Annotated in this window: 18 protein-coding genes; 13 read left to right on the top strand and 5 right to left on the bottom strand. The window is 62.3% G+C overall.

Annotation, left to right across the window (positions count from 1 at the left end):
- Nucleotides 1-67 precede the first annotated feature (67 nt).
- Nucleotides 68-1,858 (top strand): acyl-CoA dehydrogenase, encoded by a 1,791-nt coding sequence (locus AC1RRC_RS09305; RefSeq protein ID WP_493055016.1) that lies wholly within the window; start codon nucleotides 68-70, stop codon nucleotides 1,856-1,858.
- A gap of 356 nt (nucleotides 1,859-2,214) precedes the next feature.
- Nucleotides 2,215-2,835 (top strand): LysE family translocator, encoded by a 621-nt coding sequence (locus AC1RRC_RS09300; RefSeq protein WP_493055015.1) that lies wholly within the window; start codon nucleotides 2,215-2,217, stop codon nucleotides 2,833-2,835.
- A gap of 3 nt (nucleotides 2,836-2,838) precedes the next feature.
- Here the strand turns inward: AC1RRC_RS09300 and AC1RRC_RS09295 are convergent, their stop codons facing one another.
- The gene (locus tag AC1RRC_RS09295) at nucleotides 2,839-3,870 is read right to left on the bottom strand and encodes a proline dehydrogenase family protein (RefSeq protein ID WP_493055014.1); all 1,032 of its coding nucleotides are present in this window, start codon (nucleotides 3,868-3,870) and stop codon (nucleotides 2,839-2,841) included.
- Between the two features lie 67 nt (nucleotides 3,871-3,937).
- Between AC1RRC_RS09295 and AC1RRC_RS09290 the strand changes: the two genes are divergently transcribed.
- Nucleotides 3,938-4,921, top strand: coding sequence for a helix-turn-helix domain-containing protein (locus AC1RRC_RS09290; protein ID WP_493055013.1), 984 nt, complete (start codon nucleotides 3,938-3,940; stop codon nucleotides 4,919-4,921).
- Nucleotides 4,922-5,007: 86 nt separating this feature from the next.
- On the opposite strand, the gene AC1RRC_RS09285 is transcribed toward AC1RRC_RS09290, so the two are convergent.
- Nucleotides 5,008-5,601: an outer membrane lipoprotein gene (locus AC1RRC_RS09285; RefSeq protein ID WP_493055012.1), complete on the bottom strand. Its 594-nt coding sequence runs from the start codon at nucleotides 5,599-5,601 to the stop codon at nucleotides 5,008-5,010.
- A gap of 98 nt (nucleotides 5,602-5,699) precedes the next feature.
- Nucleotides 5,700-6,116 carry a TM2 domain-containing protein gene (locus AC1RRC_RS09280; RefSeq protein ID WP_493055011.1) on the bottom strand — a complete coding sequence of 139 codons (417 nt, stop codon included), beginning with the start codon at nucleotides 6,114-6,116 and terminating at the stop codon, nucleotides 5,700-5,702.
- A gap of 248 nt (nucleotides 6,117-6,364) precedes the next feature.
- Between AC1RRC_RS09280 and rpsP the strand changes: the two genes are divergently transcribed.
- From rpsP to AC1RRC_RS09245, 7 genes are all read left to right on the top strand, one after another.
- Nucleotides 6,365-6,613, top strand: a complete 249-nt coding sequence (rpsP, locus tag AC1RRC_RS09275; RefSeq protein ID WP_493055010.1) for a 30S ribosomal protein S16 — start codon at nucleotides 6,365-6,367, stop codon at nucleotides 6,611-6,613.
- 39 nt (nucleotides 6,614-6,652) lie between these two features.
- On the top strand, nucleotides 6,653-7,180 hold the full coding sequence (gene rimM, locus AC1RRC_RS09270) for a ribosome maturation factor RimM (protein ID WP_493055007.1): 528 nt from the start codon (nucleotides 6,653-6,655) through the stop codon (nucleotides 7,178-7,180).
- Between the two features lie 11 nt (nucleotides 7,181-7,191).
- Complete coding sequence (gene trmD / locus AC1RRC_RS09265) at nucleotides 7,192-7,956, top strand: tRNA (guanosine(37)-N1)-methyltransferase TrmD (protein WP_493055005.1); 765 nt, start codon at nucleotides 7,192-7,194, stop codon at nucleotides 7,954-7,956.
- Nucleotides 7,957-8,040: 84 nt separating this feature from the next.
- Nucleotides 8,041-8,427, top strand: a complete 387-nt coding sequence (rplS, locus tag AC1RRC_RS09260; RefSeq protein ID WP_493055004.1) for a 50S ribosomal protein L19 — start codon at nucleotides 8,041-8,043, stop codon at nucleotides 8,425-8,427.
- 78 nt (nucleotides 8,428-8,505) lie between these two features.
- The gene (locus AC1RRC_RS09255) at nucleotides 8,506-9,171 is read left to right on the top strand and encodes a CoA pyrophosphatase (RefSeq protein ID WP_493055002.1); all 666 of its coding nucleotides are present in this window, start codon (nucleotides 8,506-8,508) and stop codon (nucleotides 9,169-9,171) included.
- A gap of 82 nt (nucleotides 9,172-9,253) precedes the next feature.
- The gene (locus AC1RRC_RS09250; RefSeq protein WP_493054999.1) at nucleotides 9,254-10,213 is read left to right on the top strand and encodes a CobD/CbiB family protein; all 960 of its coding nucleotides are present in this window, start codon (nucleotides 9,254-9,256) and stop codon (nucleotides 10,211-10,213) included.
- Between the two features lie 238 nt (nucleotides 10,214-10,451).
- Nucleotides 10,452-10,790, top strand: coding sequence for a DUF3579 domain-containing protein (locus AC1RRC_RS09245; protein ID WP_493054998.1), 339 nt, complete (start codon nucleotides 10,452-10,454; stop codon nucleotides 10,788-10,790).
- 12 nt (nucleotides 10,791-10,802) lie between these two features.
- Here AC1RRC_RS09245 and AC1RRC_RS09240 read toward each other — a convergent pair whose 3' ends face one another.
- Nucleotides 10,803-11,420, bottom strand: coding sequence for a hypothetical protein (locus tag AC1RRC_RS09240; protein ID WP_493054996.1), 618 nt, complete (start codon nucleotides 11,418-11,420; stop codon nucleotides 10,803-10,805).
- Between the two features lie 119 nt (nucleotides 11,421-11,539).
- On the opposite strand from AC1RRC_RS09240, the gene AC1RRC_RS09235 reads away from it, so the two are divergent.
- A complete protein-coding gene (locus AC1RRC_RS09235) occupies nucleotides 11,540-14,248 on the top strand; it encodes a M16 family metallopeptidase (protein ID WP_493054995.1) in 2,709 nt (902 codons plus the stop codon).
- Nucleotides 14,249-14,391: 143 nt separating this feature from the next.
- The gene (locus AC1RRC_RS09230; protein ID WP_493054993.1) at nucleotides 14,392-17,385 is read left to right on the top strand and encodes a DUF4214 domain-containing protein; all 2,994 of its coding nucleotides are present in this window, start codon (nucleotides 14,392-14,394) and stop codon (nucleotides 17,383-17,385) included.
- Between the two features lie 40 nt (nucleotides 17,386-17,425).
- Here AC1RRC_RS09230 and AC1RRC_RS09225 read toward each other — a convergent pair whose 3' ends face one another.
- Entirely contained in the window at nucleotides 17,426-18,169 is a 744-nt protein-coding gene (locus AC1RRC_RS09225) for a GntR family transcriptional regulator (RefSeq protein WP_493054992.1), read from the bottom strand.
- A gap of 364 nt (nucleotides 18,170-18,533) precedes the next feature.
- On the opposite strand from AC1RRC_RS09225, the gene AC1RRC_RS09220 reads away from it, so the two are divergent.
- Nucleotides 18,534-21,185: a TonB-dependent receptor gene (locus AC1RRC_RS09220; protein ID WP_493054991.1), complete on the top strand. Its 2,652-nt coding sequence runs from the start codon at nucleotides 18,534-18,536 to the stop codon at nucleotides 21,183-21,185.
- The last annotated feature ends 41 nt before the right edge of the window (nucleotides 21,186-21,226 follow it).

Below are 21,226 nucleotides of genomic sequence, written 5' to 3'. Positions count from 1 at the left end.
CGCGTGGCTTTTTTTCCGCCCCAGGAAAAGAAACTACGTCACACACTACAAGTCCTTGGAGAAAAACATGGCCTATCAAGCCCCTATGAAAGACATGCTGTTCGTGATGAACGAACTGGCCAACCTGGAAGGCGTGAGCCAATTGCCGGGCTGCGAAGACGCGACGCCGGAAACTGCGGAAGCCGTGCTGGAAGAAAACGCGAAATTCGTCACCGGCATGGTGGCACCGCTGAACCACGCCGCCGATAAAGAGCCCAGCTTCTGGAAAGACGGCACGGTCACCACCTCCAAGGGCTTCAAGGAAGCATTCAAGCAATTCGCGGAAGGCGGCTGGCAAGGCTTGCAGCACCCGACCGACTTCGGCGGCCAGGGCTTGCCGAAACTGATCGGCACCCCGTGCGTGGAAATGCTGCACGGCGCCAACCTGTCGTTTGCGCTGGTCGGCCTGTTGTCCGACGGCGCCATCGAAGCGTTGCTGACCGCCGGCAGCGACGAACAGAAAGCCACGTACCTGGAACCGCTGGTGACCGGCAAATGGACCGGCACCATGAACCTGACCGAACCGCAAGCCGGTTCCGACCTGGCAGCCGTGCGCGCGCGCGCCGTGCCGCAGGGCGACGGCACCTATAAAGTGTTCGGCACCAAGATCTTCATCACCTATGGTGAGCACGACATGGCGGAAAACATCGTGCACTTGGTGTTGGCCCGTACGCCGGACGCGCCGGAAGGCGTGAAAGGCATTTCGCTGTTCATCGTGCCGAAGTTCCTGGTCAACGCCGACGGCACGCTGGGTGTGCGCAACGATGCGCATTGCGTCTCGATCGAACACAAGCTGGGCATCAAGGCCAGCCCGACCTGCGTGCTGCAGTTCGGCGACAACGGCGGCGCGATCGGCACCTTGGTGGGTGAGGAAAACCGCGGCCTGGAATACATGTTCATCATGATGAACGCGGCCCGCTTCGGCGTCGGCATGCAAGGCGTGGGCCTGTCGGAAAACGCGTACCAGCAGGCGGTGACGTTTGCCAAGGAGCGCGTGCAGTCGCGCGACGTGGCCGGTTCGCCAGGCCCGGTCGCCATCATCCACCACCCGGACGTGCGCCGCCTGCTGATGAACATGCGTTCGCAGACCGAAGCGGCGCGCGCGCTGGCCTATGTCGGCGCCTCGCTGTACGACGCCGCGCACCACGCCGGCGACGCGGCCGTGCGTGCTGAAAACCAGGCCGTGTATGAGTACCTGGTGCCGATCATCAAGGGCTGGTCGACGGAAATGTCGCAAGACGTGACCCGCGACGGCGTGCAAGTGCATGGCGGCATGGGCTTCATCGAAGAAACCGGCGCCGCGCAACACTTCCGCGATGCGAAGATCCTGACCATCTATGAAGGCACCACGGCGATCCAGGCCAATGACTTGGTGGGCCGCAAGACCGTGCGCGATGGCGGCAAGGTCGCCAAGGGCCTGATCGCGCAAGTGCGCGCGACGGCGGCGCAACTGGCCGAAGTGCAGGGCGAAGCCTTCGCCGCGATCGCTAAGCAACTGGTGCAGGGCGCGGCCGACCTGGAAGCCGTGGTGGACTACGTGGCCACCAACACCCGCGCCAACCCGCGCGCCGTGTTTGCCGGCAGCGTGCCGTACCTGAAGCTGGCAGGCCTGGTGCTGGGCGGCTGGCAGATGGGCCGCGCGGCACTGGTCTCGCAACAGAAACTGTCCGCCGGCGACGGCGACAAGGCCTTCTACGAAGCGAAAATCGTCACGGCCCGCTTCTTCGCGGACCACTTCGTGAGCCAGTCGTCCGGCATCCGCTCGTCGATCATCGAAGGCAGCGCCGGCACCCTGGAACTGGACGTCGATCTGTTCTAAACCCCGCTCCAGCATCACAGAAGGCAGCCCGCAGGCTGCCTTTTTTTTGGGGTCAGGCGTGCAATCATGCAGAAAAACCATGGGGTCAGGCGTGCATTGATGCATTCGTTTAGCGTGGATTTTGCGCTCGCCGGCGCAAGCGGCCAGCAACGGCGGGCGGTAGCGGGAATTGCCTGCGCCATGGGGCTGGGCTGGGCGGTATCCGGGGCCACGCGGGGCATGGCCCCGGAAGCGCAAATCCGGGGCGGTGTCACTCTGGCGGAAACGCACGAATGCACGCCTGACCCCACGGTTTTAATGCACGAATGCACGCCTGACCCCATGGGGTAGAATGGGGTTCGCTGAAAGGAACCGCCATGGACTACGCCACGCTTGCCTTGTTTATCCCTGCCTGCTTCGCGTTGAATATGGCGCCGGGGCCGAATAATTTGCTGTCGATCAGTAACGCCACGCGTTACGGTTTCCAGCGCGCCTGTCTGGCGGGAAGCGGGCGCTTGCTGGCGTTTGCGGGGATGATTGCGCTGGCGTCGGCCGGGCTGGCCGTGGTGCTGCACACGTCGGAATTGCTGTTTTACGTGATCAAGACGGCGGGCGCGGCGTACCTGCTGTACCTCGCGTTTCAGCTGTGGCGCGCGGCGCCGGGCGGCAATGCTGACGCGGCGGCGCCGCAGGTGCCGTTGTGGCAGCTGGCGCGGCAGGAATTCCTGGTTGCCGCAGGCAACCCGAAAGCCATCCTGATCTTTACCGCCTTTTTGCCGCAATTTGTCGATCCGGCGCAGCCGATGACCATGCAATTCACCGTGCTGGGCGTGTTGTTCCTGGTGCTGGAAATGGCGGCCATCGCCATCTATGCGTGGATGGGCACCAAGCTGCGGCGCTGGTTTGCCCAGCCGCGCGGCAAGCGCATTTTTAACCGCGCCTGCGCCGGATTGCTGGCGTCGGCCGGGGTCGGGCTGATGCTGTCGCGCCGCGTATAACGCCTACGGCGCGCGCGCGTAGTCGGCCAGCACATCCGTGATGGCCTGATACACCCGCACCGGTTCTTCGGCAATCCGGTTCAGCACGTACAGGAAGTGTTCTTCGCCAAACACGGCATATTCGCGCGTGGCGTAACCTTGCGCGCGCAAGCTGGCCACCTGTTCGGTGCCGAGGCCATCGAGCGATTCGAATTCATACGCTCCCGGCGCGATGCCGTCGCTGGCGATCAGCGCTGTCACATCGTGCTGGATGGTCCGGTCATGCGTGGCGATCGAACACCGGTGGCCGGAATGCAGCAGGGTGGCCGCATAGGTGCGGTAAGCCTGCGCCAGCTCGATGCTGTTGCGCGGATAGGAAACACTGTCCGGCTCATGGAACGCGCCTTTCACCAGCCGGATGCGGCCCGGAATTTTCATCAGCCGTTTTAAATCCTGCGCACTGCGGTGGCGCCGCGCCGGCATCGTAATACCGGTGTTGGCATAACCCTCGCCATGCAGCCGCGCGTAGAGGCGGTAGATCGCGTCGGTGCGGTCGAAGTTTTCCATTGAGATCATCGCTTCGCGTCCCGACTCCGCAGCCGCCCGCACCAGCCGGCGCGCGTTGCGATAGCCCAGTTCTTCATCAATCAGCAAGCCCAGATGCGACAGGTCGAATGAAATGGAGCACGCGTGGCCAGCCGCATCGAGCGCGCGCACCAGGTCCAGAAAGACTGCCGTCTCTGAATTGGCCAAGGCTTCGTCGTGCACGCTTTCACCCATGTATTCGGCGGAAGCCTGGTGGCCTGCCGCATGGATCTGCGCGACACGGCGCACGGCATCGGCAACCGTGTGGCCCGCGACATAGCGCTGCGACACCTTGTGCATATATGCCTGCAGCACCGGATCGCTGCAAAAGCGTTCCTTGGCGTTCTGGTCCAGCGCCAGGGAGCGCAATGCCGTTGCGGCCTGTTCAACCAGGGGTTGCCATTGGGTGGGGAAGGTGGGAATCGGGGGAGTTGGCACGAACAGTCCTTTCTTGGAAGTGGTGGCGGCCATGTTGCCGCGCCGGGCCACGTGGCGCTTGTCTGAAATTGCTGATCCCGTGATACAGTGGATATCAATCATGCAACACCATACCATTCCACCTGAAAATACGGCGCCGGCGCCGGCCACGGTGTTCGCCGGCTTGACCGCCACCGGCCTGGCGCCATTGCGCCGGCTGGAGTTGGGGGACGGCATGTCGCTGGCGCTGTGGCGGCGCACGACGCCGGGGCTGGAAATCGCCTACGAACAGCCGGGCCACCATACGCTGGCGTATTACCTGCGTGCCGGCAGCGGGACGCGGCGGCTGAGCGGCATCGCGCCCTTGCGTGATGGCGCCGCCAACAATGCGGCGCCCGCGCATGCCCGCCGCCACGGCATCCCTGCCACCCTGCAGGATGGTGACATGTGCAGCCTGCCCGATGACCACGTATCGCGCTGGCTGGTGTGTGGTGAACTGACGTTCCTGCACCTGTATTTCCCGCCGCGGCAAATCGAACGGCGCGCTGTGCTGGAACTCGATTGCGAACCGCGCGCCGCGCAGTTGCACGACCGGCGCTATGGCAATGGCAGCGATGCCGGCGCTGGCCAGCTGGCGCAGTTGTGCCGTTCGCTGGTAGCGGAGCCGGGGCGGGACGCCGATGGCCTGTTGCGTGCGAATACACTGGCGCACGAAGCGCTCAGTGAATTGCTGCGGGCGCAGGGCAGGGGAGAGAGTCGCCAGCGCTTGAGTGGCGGCTTGCCGCCCCATGTACGGCGCAGGCTGGCCGACGTTATTGAAGCGCACCTGGACCAGCCGCTGACGCTTGGTATGCTGGCGGCGCAAGCCTGTCTGTCCGAATACCACTTCCTGCGTCTGTTCCGCACGTCATTTGGCATGCCGCCCCACGCGTGGATTGCCGCGCGCCGCATCGAACGCGCGCGCCAACTCTTGCGGGACACCGGGTTTGCCATGCAGCGCGTGGCTGACGAGTGCGGTTACGGCGACCTGGCCCACTTCAGCCGGCGTTTCCGGCAAGCCGTAGGATGCCCGCCAACGCGCTATCGCGCCGTACTGCGGGCCTGATGCAAAAGCCCGGCGCTGGGCCGGGCTTTTTGAGCCTGCGGACGGCTGGCAAAGACGCCTGTGGCAGGTGTGACAGCCCGCCGTGCTTAGCGGCGCACCACCGTCTGGTTGGATTGCTTGACCAGGTCGCCATTGGCGAAGCCCGGATCCTTGTCGAACACGAATTCGTTTTGCGTGCCGTTGTCGAACTGCACTTTGACATGCCACTGCTTGGTGGTCTTCATGTGTTCTTCGACCTTGTTGCCGGCATAGGCGCCGCCGGCCGCGCCGGCAATGGTGGCCAGCTTCTTGCCGCTGCCGCCGCCGACCTGGTTGCCCAGCAACGCGCCAGCCACGCCGCCGGCAATCACGCCCACGGCGCTGCCTTCGCCTTTTTTCTCGGCCACATTGACCGCGACCACGCGGCCGCATTCATTGCAGGCGACGGCTTTCGGGTTGGCGGTGTTCAGGTGGGACTTGGCGGTGGCGAGCGCCTTGTCATATTCGGCTTTGGCGTCGCGCTGGCACTGCATGCGCGCGCCGGAATCTTTTTCGTCGGCGCACAGCTTTTTATCTTCCGCATAACGCGCGGCGGCTTTCTTGGTTTCCGCCGCATACACTTCCTTGGCGGTTGGCGTGGCAAACGCGCCGGCGGACAGGCCGGCCAGCATCAGCGACAGGGTGATGGTGCGAATTTTCATTGTTTCTTCTCCGGTAACTGGTGGTCAACGCAGTATAGCGCTACCGAATAGCCCGAAGGAAACAGAATGGCAACGAATTGCAACAGAGAAAGCAGGGTTTAACCGTACGCGCCGCCCGTGTACAGCAAGTCGAACAGGCGGGCAATCGTGGCGATCAGGCTGGTGGCGCCCACCATCATGGTGGCCACCAGCAACACGGCCAGTGGCCAGCGCGCATCCGACTGCTTGCCTGATTGCGGGTTGTAGCGCGCATCCCACTTGTCGTCCGGCGTCAGGCCCAGCACCAGCGCTTCCAGGAAACCGATCAGCACGGACACGATCAGCGGCAGCAGCTTGAAGTAATTGTCGGCCTGCGGGGCCGCCGCCATGACGATGCCGACACCGGCAATGCTGGCGGTATGCAGCAAGCCGCCCATGTCGCCAAAACCTTTTAAATAATAGCGGTGAACGCCGGCGCCCCCCAGCAGGAAGGCCAGCAGGGTGGCGAAAGTCTTGTTCTTGTGTGGAGCGGACATAATTGGGATGAGTGGTGCCTGATACCGCAGGTGTCAGGTACCAGTGAGTATGGAAAAAACGCAGTATCGGCCAAAACGCGCCCGTGGCACAGTATTTTTTCGCTATAAATGCTTGTCCTTGCGTTCATAGTAGGGGATAATCTTTGATTGCCCCAAACCCATCCTTGTCAACATCAGCTTGATGCACGGAGAGAAAGCGCGCTATAATTTGCGGCTTTTTCCGTCTCAGCACATTTTTTGGAAATATTATGGTCGTTATTCGTTTAGCTCGTGGTGGCGCCAAAAAGCGCCCGTTCTACAACATCGTTGCAACCGATTCGCGTAACCGTCGCGACGGCCGCTTCATCGAGCGCGTTGGTTTCTACAACCCAATGGCTTCCGGCGCTGCTGAAGGCTTCCGCATCACCGAAGACCGTCTGGCTCACTGGATCAGCGTTGGCGCGCAGCTGTCGCCAGCCGTGGCACGCCTGGTTGCGTCCAACAAAAAAGCAGCTTAATACTGCTTGACCGGTTTGGCTGACGTGAAGGCATCCGGGGTGCAAGTCCCCGAAGACCTGGTGCAAGTGGGCTTTGTCTACGGCGCCTACGGTATCACTGGCGGAATCCGGGTGCGCCCGTTTTCCGAAGAAGCGGATGCCTTGCTGCACGCTAAAACCTGGTGGCTGGATAAACCCGGCCTGCATGAAGTCGACGTGCGCCGCGCCAAGCTGCATGGCGGCGACGTCGTCACCACGATCGTGGAAATCAGCGACCGCAATGTCGCGGAAGCGCTGAAGGGCGCGGCCGTCTACATCCGCCGCTCGGATTTTCCGGTCCTGGATAATCAAGACGAGTTTTACTGGTCCGATCTGATCGGGCTGGCTGTAGAAAACCTGCAAGGCGAAAGCCTGGGCATCGTCGCCGACATGATGAGCAATGGCCCGCAGTCGATACTGCGTGTCGCGCCAGTCGTGGCCGAGGGCGAAACCGCGCCGGAGCGCCTGATTCCGTTTGTCGACCAGTTCATCATCAAGGTGGACCAGGACGCAAGGAAAATCACGGTGGACTGGGGCCTGGATTACTAACCGGGTTCATCATGCAATTTGATGTTGTGACGCTGTTCCCGGAAATGTTCGCTGCGCTGACGCAATCGGGTGTCACCCGCCGCGCGCACGAACAGGGCAAGTGGAGCCTGTCGTTGTGGAATCCGCGTGATTTCACGACTGACAATCACCGCACCGTGGATGACCGCCCCTATGGTGGCGGCCCCGGCATGGTGATGCTGGCCAAACCGCTGGAATTGACCATCGCTGCCGCGAAGCAGCGCCAGGTCGATGCCGGGTTGCCGGCGCCCCGCGTGGTGTTCATGTCGCCGCAAGGCAAACAGTTGACGCACGAAAAAGTGCTGCAGCTGAAAGCCGAGCCGGGCCTGGTTGTGCTGTGCGGCCGCTACGAAGCGGTGGACCAGCGCCTGCTGGACCGCTGCGTCGACGAAGAAATCAGCCTGGGCGACTTCGTGTTGTCCGGCGGCGAATTGCCGGCCATGGCGCTGATGGATGCCGTGGTGCGCCTGATTCCGGGCGTGCTGAACACCGATGCTTCCGCCGTTGAAGACAGCTTCGTCAACGGCTTGCTGGATTCGCCGCATTACACGCGGCCTGAAACATATGAAGGCGAGGCCGTGCCGCCCGTGCTGTTGGGCGGCAACCATGCCGAGATCACCAAGTGGCGCCGCCAGCGGATGCTGGAAGCCACCAGCCGGAAACGGCCGGACTTGCTGGTCAGGGCGCGCGAGGATGGTTTGCTCACGCGCCAGGATGAAAAATTTTTGGCGGATTTAGAAAAATCCGCCGCGCAGTAAGACTGCAGGCATGTTGCCTGCTTGTTTAACCCCATCCTCTACCGGCGATGTGCGTGCCAGCAAGATGGTTATTGGAGTCATTAAATGAACCTGATTCAACAACTCGAGCAAGAAGAAATCGCTCGCCTGGGCAAAAACATTCCTGATTTTGCACCTGGCGACACCGTTGTCGTGAACGTGAACGTAGTCGAAGGCACCCGCAAGCGCGCCCAGGCTTACGAAGGCGTTGTGATCTCCCGTCGTAACCGTGGCCTGAACTCGAACTTCATCGTTCGTAAAATCTCGTCCGGCGAAGGCGTTGAGCGTACCTTCCAGCTGTACTCCCCGCTGATCGCTTCGATCGAAGTGAAACGCCGTGGTGACGTACGTCGCGCCAAGCTGTACTACCTGCGTGACCGTTCGGGCAAATCCGCACGTATCAAGGAAAAACTGCCAAACCGCCGCCCAGCAGCGGCAAAAGCAGGCGCGTAATCGCGTTCTGGGTTTGGGGAAAAGGGGCGCCTGGGTGGTGCCCCTTTTTGTTTTTACTTTCCGAAGCAGGATCCGGCCGTGGCAAAGTTAAAGTTCGACCCGCAGCAGTTACCGATTGAAGCGATCGCCGGCGAAGCCGCGGTGGCGCTGGAACGCCTGGCGCCCGACTGGCTGCGCAGCCGTTTTGCGCAGCCACCGGTGTGGGCCCCGGAAGCGGCGGATGAAGCGCTGATGTCGCGCAAGGCGGAACCGACGCCCGCCGCCGTGCTGGTGCCGCTGGTGGTGCGCGGCGACGGCTTGACCGTGCTGCTGACGCAGCGCACCGCGCACTTGACCGACCATGCGGGGCAAATCAGTTTCCCGGGCGGCCGCGCGGAAGATTTCGATGATGGCCCGGTCGCCACCGCGCTGCGCGAAACCGAAGAGGAAATCGGACTGGCGCGCGCGCATGTGGACGTGCTGGGGACCTTGCCCGTGTATTACACCGGCACCGGCTATGCGGTCACCCCGGTGGTGGCGCTGGTGCATCCCCCGTTCGAGTTGACGGCCGATCCGCACGAAGTGGCGGACATCTTTGAAGTGCCGCTGCCGTTCCTGATGGATGGCTTGAACCACCAGCGCATTCTTGCGGAACTGGCCGACATCCGCCGCCGTTTTTATGCGATGCCCTACCAGGACTATTACATCTGGGGCGCGACCGCCGGCATGCTGCGCAACCTGTTCCACTTCCTGCGCGCCGGGTGACCGGCCCTTTAGTGTTTGATTCCGGCGATGCTGTGCGTTATCGTAGCGGGCATTGCGGCGCCGCTCATTTTAAGGACGTTTGATGACATTTCTTTCCATTCTGTGTGCACTGCTGCTGGAGCAAATGAAGCCGCTCCGTGCGGATAATCCGATTTACGCCGAAATCAAATCGTTGGCGGTGCGCATGGAAGCGTGGTTCAACGCGGGGCACGCCAGCCATGGCCGCATGGGCTGGTTCCTGATGATTGCCGCGCTGGTCGGTCCGACCGCGATCATTTACTGGGTGCTGCTGTATTACAAGCTGTACTTGGTGGCGTTTGGCTGGAATGTGCTGATGGTGTACCTGACCCTGGGCTTCCGCCACTACAGCCACTATTTCACGTCGATCCAGCTGGCGCTGAACGCGGGCGATGAGTCGGCGGCCCGCAGCTTGCTGGCCGAATGGACCAAGACCGACACGGTCGGGATGGAAGCGGGCGAGATCGCGCGCCAGGCCGTGGAAAAGGCGCTGATCACCACCCACCGCAGCGTGTTCGGCGTGTTCTTCTGGTTCCTGATGCCGCTCGGCCCCGCCGGCGCCGTGCTGTACCGCGTCTCCGAATATCTGTCGCGCGCGTGGAATGAGCCGGAACACATGCGCAATGAAGCGTTTGGCGAATTCGCCGCCCGGGCGTTTTACTGGATCGACTGGATTCCCGTGCGCCTGACCGCCGTGGCGTTTGCCGTGGTCGGCAACTTTGAAGATGCGATTTATGCATGGCGCAATTTCGCGCACCGCTGGTCCGACGAAGCGCGCGGCATCATCCTGGCCGCCGGTGGCGGCGCCATGGGCGTGCGCCTTGGCACGCCGCAGGAAACCGCGGCGCGCGTGCTGCCGGCCGATGCCGCCACCGTCGACAGCGGCGAGATGGAAAGCGAAGCGCTGCCGGGTGAAGAGCCGGGCGTGCGTTCGCTGCAATCGACCGTGGGCCTGGTATGGCGCGCGCTGGTGCTGTGGATGCTGCTGTTGCTGTTGTTGTCCGGCGCGGTCTGGTTGAGCTGAACGCGCTGCCGATGTCTTCCTGATGCCGGCGCGGGCAGCTTGTCCGCGCCGCGCCACAATCATCCCATTGAAAGAAAACCGATACCCGCCCAGGGTTACAATAGCGGTTTGGCTGGACACGCTTCCCTGGTGCGGCCTGCCACTGCGGCTTTCAAATCAAGTACTTACTCGCTTAGGTCTTCTATAAGATATAATACCTAAGATTTTTCACGCACCCCTGGTTTCCAGCGAGTCCCATATGGCCGAGTCAACGCAACCCACGAAAGAACGGGCCAAAGAGTTCTTTATCCTAGGTCTTACAGCGGATGGAAAGCAATTCCGTCCCAGCGACTGGGCAGAGCGCCTGTGTGGCGTCATGTCCTGCTTCCGTCCCGAAGGCAGCGGCGGGCCCAACGCCCACCTGCAGTATTCGCCGCTGGTGCGGCCGACTGTCGTCAACAACACCAAAGCCGTCGTGGTCAGCCACGAATTGCGCGAGATCGAGCCGATGGCGTACCACTTCGTGGTCAACTTCGCCAAAGATAACGGCTTGCAGATCGTCGATGCCTGCTTCCTGCCGATGCCGGGCGACCGCTGACGGCCTGCGCGGTCAGCCGCGCGGCGGCATTGGCTGCTGCGCCATGCAATGCACCAGTTTTCCCACGAAGCGGTCGCGCAGCGATGTGTATTCGGCATAGTTGCGGAATTCGCGGATGGACACCGGCTGGCTCAGGATATAGGCGGTGCCGATCACGCCGGAGGCCTGGTGGGTAAAGCTGTAGAAGCTTAACGGACCGCCGCCATCGATGCCGGGCTGGTTCAGCGCCATCACTTCCACGCCATCCTGGCGCGTGACTTCCAGCGGCTTGGCGCCTTCGCCCCGGGTATCGGAAAACAATTCCATGTACGCCAGCACGGTGGCGCGGTCTTGCTCGAACTGCCCGTCGGCGGATTTTTCCACTTTCAGGTTGACCAGCGGCGCTGGGCTGTCCTTGTGCAGCATCAGGCGGTAGCCGTCGACCGTCGATACCCTGGCTGCGCCATTGCGGGTCTGCACTTCGCGGAATTGTTTGCTGGCAGGCAGGCGCGCGCTGGAGGCGACACGGAATTCGCCATCGTCAAAACAGTGGGCCAGGCCGCCCAACGGATCGGCCGCACGCTCTTGCGCCGTGGCGGGCGCCAGGGCGATCAATGTTCCGGTTGCCAGCAGTGCAAACAGTCGCTTCATGCGGGGGATTCAAGATTGACGAAGCCCGCAGTATAGCGGCTGGAACCGCGTTGAAAATGCGCGCTTTGTCACACCGGCAAGATGGCGTACGATAGCATTTTCCCAATCTTGCCTACGCCATGACCCGACTCCCCGCTCTTCGCCTGTTGCCGCTGCTGTGCGGCCTGACTTTGCTGCCCGCCGCCATTGCTCAAACCCTGCCGGCCGGCGTCGTCAAAGGACCCTCGGTCGAGGGGATCACGGAATACCGCCTGCCGAATGGACTGAAAGTGCTGCTGTTCCCGGACGCGTCGAAACCGACGGTTACGGTCAACGTCACTTACCTGGTGGGGTCGCGCCATGAGAATTATGGCGAGACCGGCATGGCGCACTTGCTGGAGCACTTGCTGTTCAAAGGTTCGCCGAAGAACCGCAACATCCCGCAGCAATTTTCCGACCGGGGCATGGACTTCAATGGCACCACGTCGTATGACCGCACCAATTACTATGAAGTGTTCCAGGCCGGCGGCGATAACCTGAAATGGGCGCTGGAGATGGAAGCGGACCGCATGACGCGCTCGTTCATCGCCAAGAAGGATCTCGATTCGGAAATGACGGTGGTGCGCAACGAGTACGAGAGCGGTGAAAACAGCCCGTTCGAAGTGCTGTTGAAGCGCATGCAAAGCATCGCCTACGACTGGCACAGCTATGGCCGCTCCACCATCGGCAACCGCAGCGATATCGAGAACGTCAAGATCGAGAACCTGCAGGCGTTTTACCGCACCTACTACCAGCCGGATAACGCGGTGCTGCTGGTGGCGGGTAAATTCGACCCGTCGCAAACGCTGGCGTGGATCGGCAAGACCTTTGGCGCGATCCCGAAACCCAAGCGGCAGTTGCCGCCGTTCTGGACGGTGGAACCGGTGCAGGATGGCGAACGGTCCTTCCTGGTGCGGCGCAAGGGCGATATGCAGTTGGTGTTATTGGGCTATAAAATTCCCGCCGCGCTGCATGCGGACGGCGATGCGCTGGCCTTCATGTCGGAAATCATGGGGGATACGCCCAACGGCCGCCTGCATAAGGCGCTGGTGGAAACCGGCAAGGCCGCGCAAGTGTTCAGCTTTGGCCAGACCGGCTACGCGCCAGGCCTGCAATTGATCGGCGCCGTGGTGAAGGCCGACCAGCCTTTGGCCCCGGTGAAGGAGCAATTGATCGCCGCAGTGGAAAGCTTCGCCACCACGCCGCCGACCGAAGAAGAAATGGAGCGCGTGCGCCGCAACATTGGCAACAGTATCGAGAAAGCGCTGAATGATCCGCAAAAGGTGGGCGTGACCCTGTCCGAACAGATCGCGCTGGGCGACTGGCGCCTGCTGTTCCTGGGCCGCGACAGCCTGCCGAAAGTCACGCAGGAGCAAGTCGCCAAGGTGGCGGCCACCTACCTGAAGCGCGACAACCGCACGGCGGGCCTGTTCGTGCCGGAAGACGCGCCGCAGCGGGTGGAAGTCACATCCGCGCCGACGGTGGAGGAAGTCATGAAAGGCTTCCAGGGCAAGCAGTCCACCTTGCAGTCCGAAGTATTCGATCCGAGCCAGGCCAACATCCTGGCCCGCACCGAACTGGCCACGGTGGGCGGCGTGAAACTGGCGCTGCTGCCCAAGAAAAACCGGGGCGAGACGGTGTCGGTCAGCCTGCGCCTGCACTGGGGCGATGAAAAGAACCAGTTCGGCAAAGCCATGATTGCCGCCGCCACCAGCCAGATGCTGAACCGGGGCACCAGCAAATACACGCGGGCGCAACTGGCCGATGCATGGGACAAGTTGAAAATGACGGGCAGCGCGTACCAGTTCGACACCACGCGCGCCAACCTGGAGCAGGCGCTGCGCCTGGCAGTCCATGTGCTGAAAGAACCGGTCTTCGATGCGGCGGAATTCGAGCAATTGCGCCAGCAGTGGCTGGTGCAGCTGGAAGCGTCGCGCAGCGAACCGCAGGCGGTGGCCGCCAATGCACTGGCGCAGCACTATCGCCACCATCCGGCGGGCGACGTGCGCTCGCCGCTGACCCTGGATGAACAGATTGCGCAAATCAAGGCCATGACCGTGGCCGACCTGAAGGCCTACCACCGCGAATTCTATGGCGCATCGCACGGCGAAATGGCGATCGTGGGCGACTTCGACAAGGCCGCCGCGCAAGCCGTGGTGGCGGAAGAACTGGGCAACTGGCCCAGCAAGGCCGCGTATGCGCGCATCATCGACAGCAATGTGCCGCACCCGCCGCTGGACCAGTTCCTCGATACGCCGGACAAGGAAAACGGTTTTTATACGGCCCGCATCGATATCGACGTGAACAAGGACGATGCCGATTATCCGGCGCTGGAACTGGCCAATTACATCCTGGGCGACGGCGGCCTGAAATCGCGCATCATGGACCGCATCCGCCAAAAGGATGGCTTGTCATACGGTGGCGGTTCATCGCTGGCCGTCAGCGATATCGACCGCGCCAGCTATTTGTTGGTATCGGCCATCGCCGCGCCGCAAAACCTGAACAAGCTGAAGGCGGCGATCCGCGAAGAACTGGCGCGCGCCGTGAAGGACGGCTTTACCAAGGCTGAAATCGATGGCGCGCGTTCCGGCATTCTGCAGCAGCGCCTGCAAAACCGGTCGCAGGACGGGGTGCTGGCCTCCGGCTGGACCTCGTTCCTGTACCTGAACCGTACCTACGCGTGGAGCCAGGCCTTCGAAGACAAGCTCAAGGCGCTGACGCCGGCGCAGGTCAACGCGGCGTTCCGCAAGGCGGTGGATTTGAACAAGCTCAATGTGGTGGTGGCGGGGGACCGGACCAAAGTGAAATAATGCGGCCGCCCGCTGTGGCAAGCACGCCAGCGCGCTTGACTTCCAGGGATGATTTGCCAATGATGGCATATTAGCCAGTCCGGTCCGGCACTGTCCGGCCGGTTGCATTTCATGGCGCCGGCATCGGCGGCGAGGGGGCAATCATGGGGCAGGGAGGGCTGCGGTATGTGCGGCTGTTGCTGTGTTTGTTCCTGCTGGCAAGCTGTAGCGCCGGTGACGAACCGGCGCCTCAACGGGGGCGGCAAGCCGCCGCCGTGGCCGCCGATGTGCTGGTATTGCCGGGGGCGCGCGCCGCTTACCTGCTGGCGCCGTCCGGCGCCGGCTATACGCTGACGGATAAAACCGGCAAGGAGTTCCCCCGCGTCATCGCCCGCTCAACCCGGCTTCGTTTCAGCGATATCTCCATGGCATTCGATGCGGACGGCATTCCGGGGCAGGCATACCGGCTCTACCAGGCGGCATTCAACCGTATCCCCGATGCCGCCGGACTTGGCTACTGGATCCGGGTACTTGACCAGGGCGCGTCGTTGCCGGACGTGGCGGCGGCTTTCGTGTCTTCCGCCGAATTCAAGAGCCTGTACGGCAATACGCCATCCAACGCGGACATCGTCGGCAAGTATTACCAGAACGTGCTGCACCGGGCGGGGGAAGCGGCCGGCGTCGCATACTGGCTGGACATTCTCGACAGCAAACGTGCCACGCCGGCGGAGGTGCTGGCGTATTTCAGCGACAGTCCGGAGAACAAGGCGGCTGTCGATGCGGCGATCCAGGCAGGCATCCCTTACCACGAGCCAGGCATTGCGTATCGCCAGGAAGCCGTTATCGTGCCTGTTGCCACGGCGGTCGATGCCGCCACGCCGCCAGCCGCGCGCGCCGCCATCGCGCGCGTGGTGTCGGCAGCCGGTGGCGGCGCGCTGGGCAGCACGATACCGGTGCCTGCCGGTGGCGTGCACGGCGACGCCATGGTACTGGCCCTGGACGCACGCGGCGAGGTGCTGATGGCGTCGCATACGGCTGCCGCCGGTAATGCCATGAGCGCCGATTCCACGGCCCTGTCGCTGGTCCTGGTATTCGCGGGCTCTCCCGGCGCCGCCATCAGCGACAGCCAGTTGAACAGCGCCATCCGTTCCGCCGGCGGCTATGAGGAGCTGGTTGCCGCGGTCGGCGCGGCGCTCGCGGCGGCCACGCCGCCGATCCGGCATCCGCAGGTGGCGGCCAGCCTGGCGTATGTGCTGGGCCACTTGCCGTCAAGTGTGAGCGGCGCCACGCCGGCCCGCCAGGGCGCGCTGGTTGAGGCACCCCAGGCCGGCAAGCCGCTGCCCTTTACCCTGGTGCCGGATACGCTGCTGGGGATTTTGCCTGCTGGTATTACGGACCTGTGCGGCGGACTGGTCCCCTGCCAGGGCAATTACAAGGGGACACACGATGTCGGGATTTTCAACCATATGCCGATTGCATGGTCGGTCTCGACGCAGGAGCCAGTCGGCGGCACGCTGCTGCTGGCCGGCGCCAGGGAAATCATTGTGCCCGCCAGCGGTTCCGTGGCGCGGGCACTGCTCGCGCAATCCGTCACCGGTTACCTGGCAAGGAGTTATGGCGTGCCCGGCAACGGCGGCAAGTCATTCAACCTGACGATAGGCCAGAGTGCGGAATCGGTGGCGGAAAATATGGCGGCGGCGCTGGTGCAGACAGTTGACACGGTATCGAATGCATTTCCGTCCACCTGTTCGGCAGCCCAGTTGAAACCTGCGTTCAAGGCGCTGTCCAAGGCCGCCATCGAAAAGGAGGTGCTCGATAAAGGCGTGGTGCCGCTGGAGGTCGTGCGGGATTACATGAAGGCGTTTTTCACGTTGTCCACGACGACTTCCCTCATCAAGAATTGCTTTTCAACATCAGAGGCCGGCGGCGCACTGGTGCCGCTGATCAAGCAGTTCGATGCGTATTACAAGCCGCTGAAAATAGCGTATTCCGCATCGGCTTCTGTTGCATTGTGGACCTACCTGTACCACTTCACCGAGCGCGCGCCGGTTGATTTCGCCGTGTGCATCAACGACGCCGGCTATATCGATAATTGCGTGAAAAAATTCCAGTTCGAGCCGGCTGCCGTCGCCTGGGTAGCACCCGGCGTCAAGGTGTCGTCGCTGGTGGAGTTGACCGCGCTCGATGCCGGCGGCAGGCGCACGGGTATCCCTGCGGGATTGCAGTGGAGTAGCGAGACGCCGGCCTATGTCACGGTGGACAGCAAGAGCGGCGAAGCCATGGCCAAGGCCGCCATCATCGGCGGCAAGGTCAAGGTACTGGATCCCGTCAGCGGCGTGTCCGCAGCCTATACGGTGGCCATTGCCGACCCGGTGATCTGCCCGCAGCCCATCGTGGTGCCTGAAGAGGGAAGCCAGGTGGTGCGCCTGACCAACGGCAGCACTGCCAGTTGCGACGGGGCCGGTGTGCTGCAGGCGCCGTCGACGCTGTGGAGCATCGACGATCCCGCCATTGCTACAGGCATTCTCAGCCTGTTCACGGCCTGCCCGCCGCCGTCGAACGGCGCCACCGTTAAAGGGTCGTGCGGGGTGGTCACAGGCTTGAAAAAAGGCGTCACGACACTGCGCGTCACGAATGGCGTCACCCACGCGGTCACGACGGCCCGGGTCGAAGTAGTTGACAAGGCTGGCGCCTGCACGTCCGCCACGGCAGGCAAGCTCGATGTCGCGTTCAGCGGCACGTACGCGGTCCCCTCCGCCACGTATACGGAAGCAGGGACATACAGGCAAGTGACCCTGCCCGCTTATACCGGCCAATTCAGCGGAACCTTCCGTTATCACGCAGCCACACAGTCCCATGGACTGGCCATGGTTTCCATGCAACCGGGGCAGGCGTCCTCGTCGGGCGGTGCGCCTGATACGCTGAACGGCATGTTCATTGGCGACAGCGCCAGTCCGAATGAAATCAATCGTGTCGGCGGATTCTGGTTCGACGATACCGCAGCATCGGTTGTGATTAGCCCGGGCGGCTGGGCCGATGGCTTCTTTCAGTGCAATATCGCGCCGGGACGCAGCATGCTGGTGTTCGCACCGAAGGGGTATGGCTTGGGCGACACGGTCGGTACATGTTCAGTCAAAGCCACCTGTACATCCCGCTGAACCGGCGGTATCAGGCGGCATCAGGCGGCATCAGGCGATATTAAGGTGTGGACAGTTCCGCCACGAAATCATACATATCGCCCCTGAAAATCGAGCGGCAAAACTCCACCGCCTGGCCGTCGCGCAAAAAGCCCAGCCGCTCGACCGCCAGTCCCGCGTCGCCTTCCTTGGCCTGCAGCAGCTTGGCCTGTTCCGCGTTCAACAGCAGCGCCGACAGGCGCTGCAGCGCGCGCACCGGGCGCTTGCCCGCATGTTCCAGCGCTTCATACATCGACACGCCGACCGCATCGAGTGAGGGCAGCGCGGACGCCACGATGGTCGCGTATTCAATGCACATCGGGATTTCATCGGCATAGCGGATGCGGTGGAAGCGCCACACCGGCGCCCCCGGCGACAGCCGCAGCCGCAACGCTTCTTCCGGCGTGACGGTACCTTCCGCCCGTTTCAGCCAGACACTGCGTGGCGTCCGTCCGCGCGCCCGCATGTCTTCGGAAAACGAGGTCAGCTTGGCGAAGTTTTTTTCTATGCGGGTATTGATGAAATTGCCGGAGCCGGCGCGGCGCACCAGCAAGCCTTCATCGACCAGGCCATCAATGGCTTTGCGCACCGTGATCCGGGAAACCGACAGGTCGGCCGCCAACTGGCGCTCGGCCGGCAGCGCTTCGTCCGGCGCGAAAATCCGCTTGTCGATTGCTTCACGCAGCGCGCGCTGCAATTGCTGGTACAGGGGCTGGCTGCTGGTTTCCGCCAGGTGCTGCATGATCTGAGCAAGCGTGGTGGTCATGTGGTGGTCTCATTTGCGGCGCCTTCAAGGTGGTGCCGAACGCAGTGTTTTTTTATTGATCGATAATACCAAAAAAAGACCGCAACAAAGCGGTTCGCATGCCACCTGACTACCGCCTAGAGGGAGGTAGCGCTAACTTATTGAAAACGATGTCAAAGTGGTCTGTGTTGGTACTACAACATGCGAAATAAATACGGAAACTGGTAGTGTTCTGGTATTAGTTCGCGGTATATTGGCGTTCAATTGGTTTTGTTAGTGGTTGTAAAGAAGATCTGCAGGACGTTGCGGGGAGCGCGGCGGCCGGAAATATGGATCTCGTTAATCTGACCGGGCTTACCTAGTGAGCCCACACAAGGGGGAGTACATGAAACGTAATCTGACGCCGATCGCCAGCGCGGTCGCTATCCTGATCACCAGCACCGTGCTGACGGCGCACGCACAAGACGCCAAACAAGCACCTGAGAACGTCGTGGTCGTGACCGGCGTGCGCGCAGCACTGGCGCAATCGATCAACCAGAAGCGCAACGCGGAATCGCTGGTGGAAGTCATCACGGCGGAAGACGTGGGCAAGATGCCGGACAAGAGCGTGGCCGATTCGCTGCAGCGCGTACCGGGCGTGTCGGTGGCAACCGCCGGCGGCGCCGAAGGCGGCTTCGGTGAAAACGACCGCGTCAGCCTGAAAGGCACGCCTTCCAACCTGACCCTGACCACCCTGAACGGCCACACCGTGTCGTCCGGCGACTGGTATGTCTCCAACATCACCAGTGGCGGCCGCTCGGTGTCGTATTCGATGTTCCCGTCCGAACTGATCGGCCGTGTCACGGTGCATAAGAGCTCGCAGGCCAACCTGACCGAAGGCGGCGCCGCCGGTTCGGTCGATATCGAAACCCGCAAGCCACTGAGCTTCAAGAAAAACCTGACCGTGATGGGTTCCGTGGAAGCCGCCTACGGCGACGCGGCCAAGAAGACCGATGCGCAAGTGTCGGGCCTGGTCAACTGGAAAAACGACGAAGGCAACCTGGGCGTCCTGGTGCAGGCCTTCAATGAAAAACGTTCGCTGCGCCGCCTGGGCCAGGAATTCCTGTGGTGGGACAAGCTGTCCGACGGCATGGCGCCGGCCTGGGTCAAAGCCAACCCGGAAGTGAACGGCAAATACCTGTCGATGCTGACCGGTTCCGCGCTGTTCCAGCAAGAGCGTGAGCGTAAAGGCGGCATGGTCGACGTGCAAGTGAAAGTCAACAATGACTTCACCTTCGACGTCAGCGGCCTGTACACCCGCCTGAACGCGGACAACATCAACGCCAACTTCATGTTCTCGCCTTACCAGGCGCTGACCAACAACTGGTCCGGCGTGGGCGGCGTGGTGCCATCGAAATGGACCGTGACCGGCAACCAGATCACCTCGATCACCTTGCCGTCGACCTGCCCGGTGGCCGATTGCTCGAACATGGGCCCGTCGGTACAGGACGTGATTGCCCGTCCGGGTTCGTACAGCGATTCGAAATTCGTGAACCTGGACTGGAAATACCGCGCCAATGAAGCGCTGTCGTTCACCGGCCAGATCGGTTCGACCCGCGGCACCGGCTATGCCCGCGACTATGGCTATGAGGCGTGGCTGGCCTACTCGGGCGCTTCCATGACCATGCACGGCCTGGATGCGCCTGCCAACGTCACCATCGACAATGCCGGCACCTTCAACCCGCGCACCGGCGCCGACTTCTTCGGCGGCTGGGCCTCGGACACCACGGCCAACGACAAGGAAACCTATGGCCAGGTTGACGGCAACTGGAAAACGCCATGGGACGCCATCCCGACTGTGCGCTTCGGCTTCCGTACCGCCAAGCACGACCGCGCCCTGAGCTCGGTGCGCGGCGACGTGGCGGCGGCCGGTTCGCAACTGGCCAACCGTCCGACCGGCATGACCAACTACCCGGCCAGCCCGCTGGCCAACGTGCTGGACAAGCCATGGACCTTCACCCCGGATTCGATGAAGGCATGGGGCGACAAGTACGTGACGTTCGCGAGCCACTCGTACCAGAACGAATTCAAGATCAACGAAAAAGCCAACGCGGTGTATGCGATGGGTGACCTGGCGGTGGGCAACGTCACCGGTAACTTCGGCGTGCGCTACGTGCAGACCGACATCGACGTCGACAACGCGTCGCCGGACACCGTCTGGGCGCCGGTACACACGTCCAACACCTACAAGGACATCCTGCCAAGCGTGAACTTGCGCACCGACCTGTCGAAAGACGTGGTGCTGCGTGCTTCGGCCAGCCGCACCATGGCGCGTCCTGACTTTGGCGCACTGGGTTCGCTGTCGCTGAACGACCTGACCCGCTCCGGTTCCGGCGGTAACCCGAACCTGAAGCCGATCTACTCGAACAACCTGGAAGCCGGTGTCGAGTGGTACTTCATGCCGAAGTCGCTGCTGGCGGTGAACCTGTACGACATGCACCTGGGTTCGTATGTGACCTTCGGCGCATCGACCCAGAACTTCTACAACCAGGCAGTGAAAGCCATCACCGCCTACAACATGAGCTCCGCCCTGAACACCAAGGCCCGTGTCAAAGGCGTGGAACTGCAGTACAGCCAGGACCTGGGTAACGGCTTCGGCGCCAGCGCGAACTACACGTACGCCGATGGCAAGGAAACCGGCAAGGCGCCAAAATCGGCTTGCGCGGACCTGGGTGACTGCAGCATGATCGGCACCTCGCGCAATTCGTACAACGTGTCCGCGTTCTATGAAAACAGCAAGTTCAGCGCCCGCGTGAACTACAGCTACCGTTCTGAATTCCTGAACGGCCTGGATCGCAACAGCGCGATTTACCAGGATGCCGTGGGCACGGTCTCGCTGGCCCTGAACTACAACATCAGTGACAACCTGACGCTGTCGTTCGAAGGCAAGGACTTGAATGACCCACTGCTGAAATCGTATGCCACGACCAAGGACCAGCCACGCGCCTTCTACAAGAATGGTAAGCAGTTCTTCCTGGGCGTGCGCGGAAAAATGTAAGTTTCCTTCAGCTTGACGCTGCATTTCGGCAGGGCTTCCCC

This window comes from Pseudoduganella sp. GW821-FHT12E03, from assembly GCF_058807115.1.
Note: the sequence above shows the minus strand (reverse complement) of the source record. Positions and strands in the feature narration are given on the sequence as shown.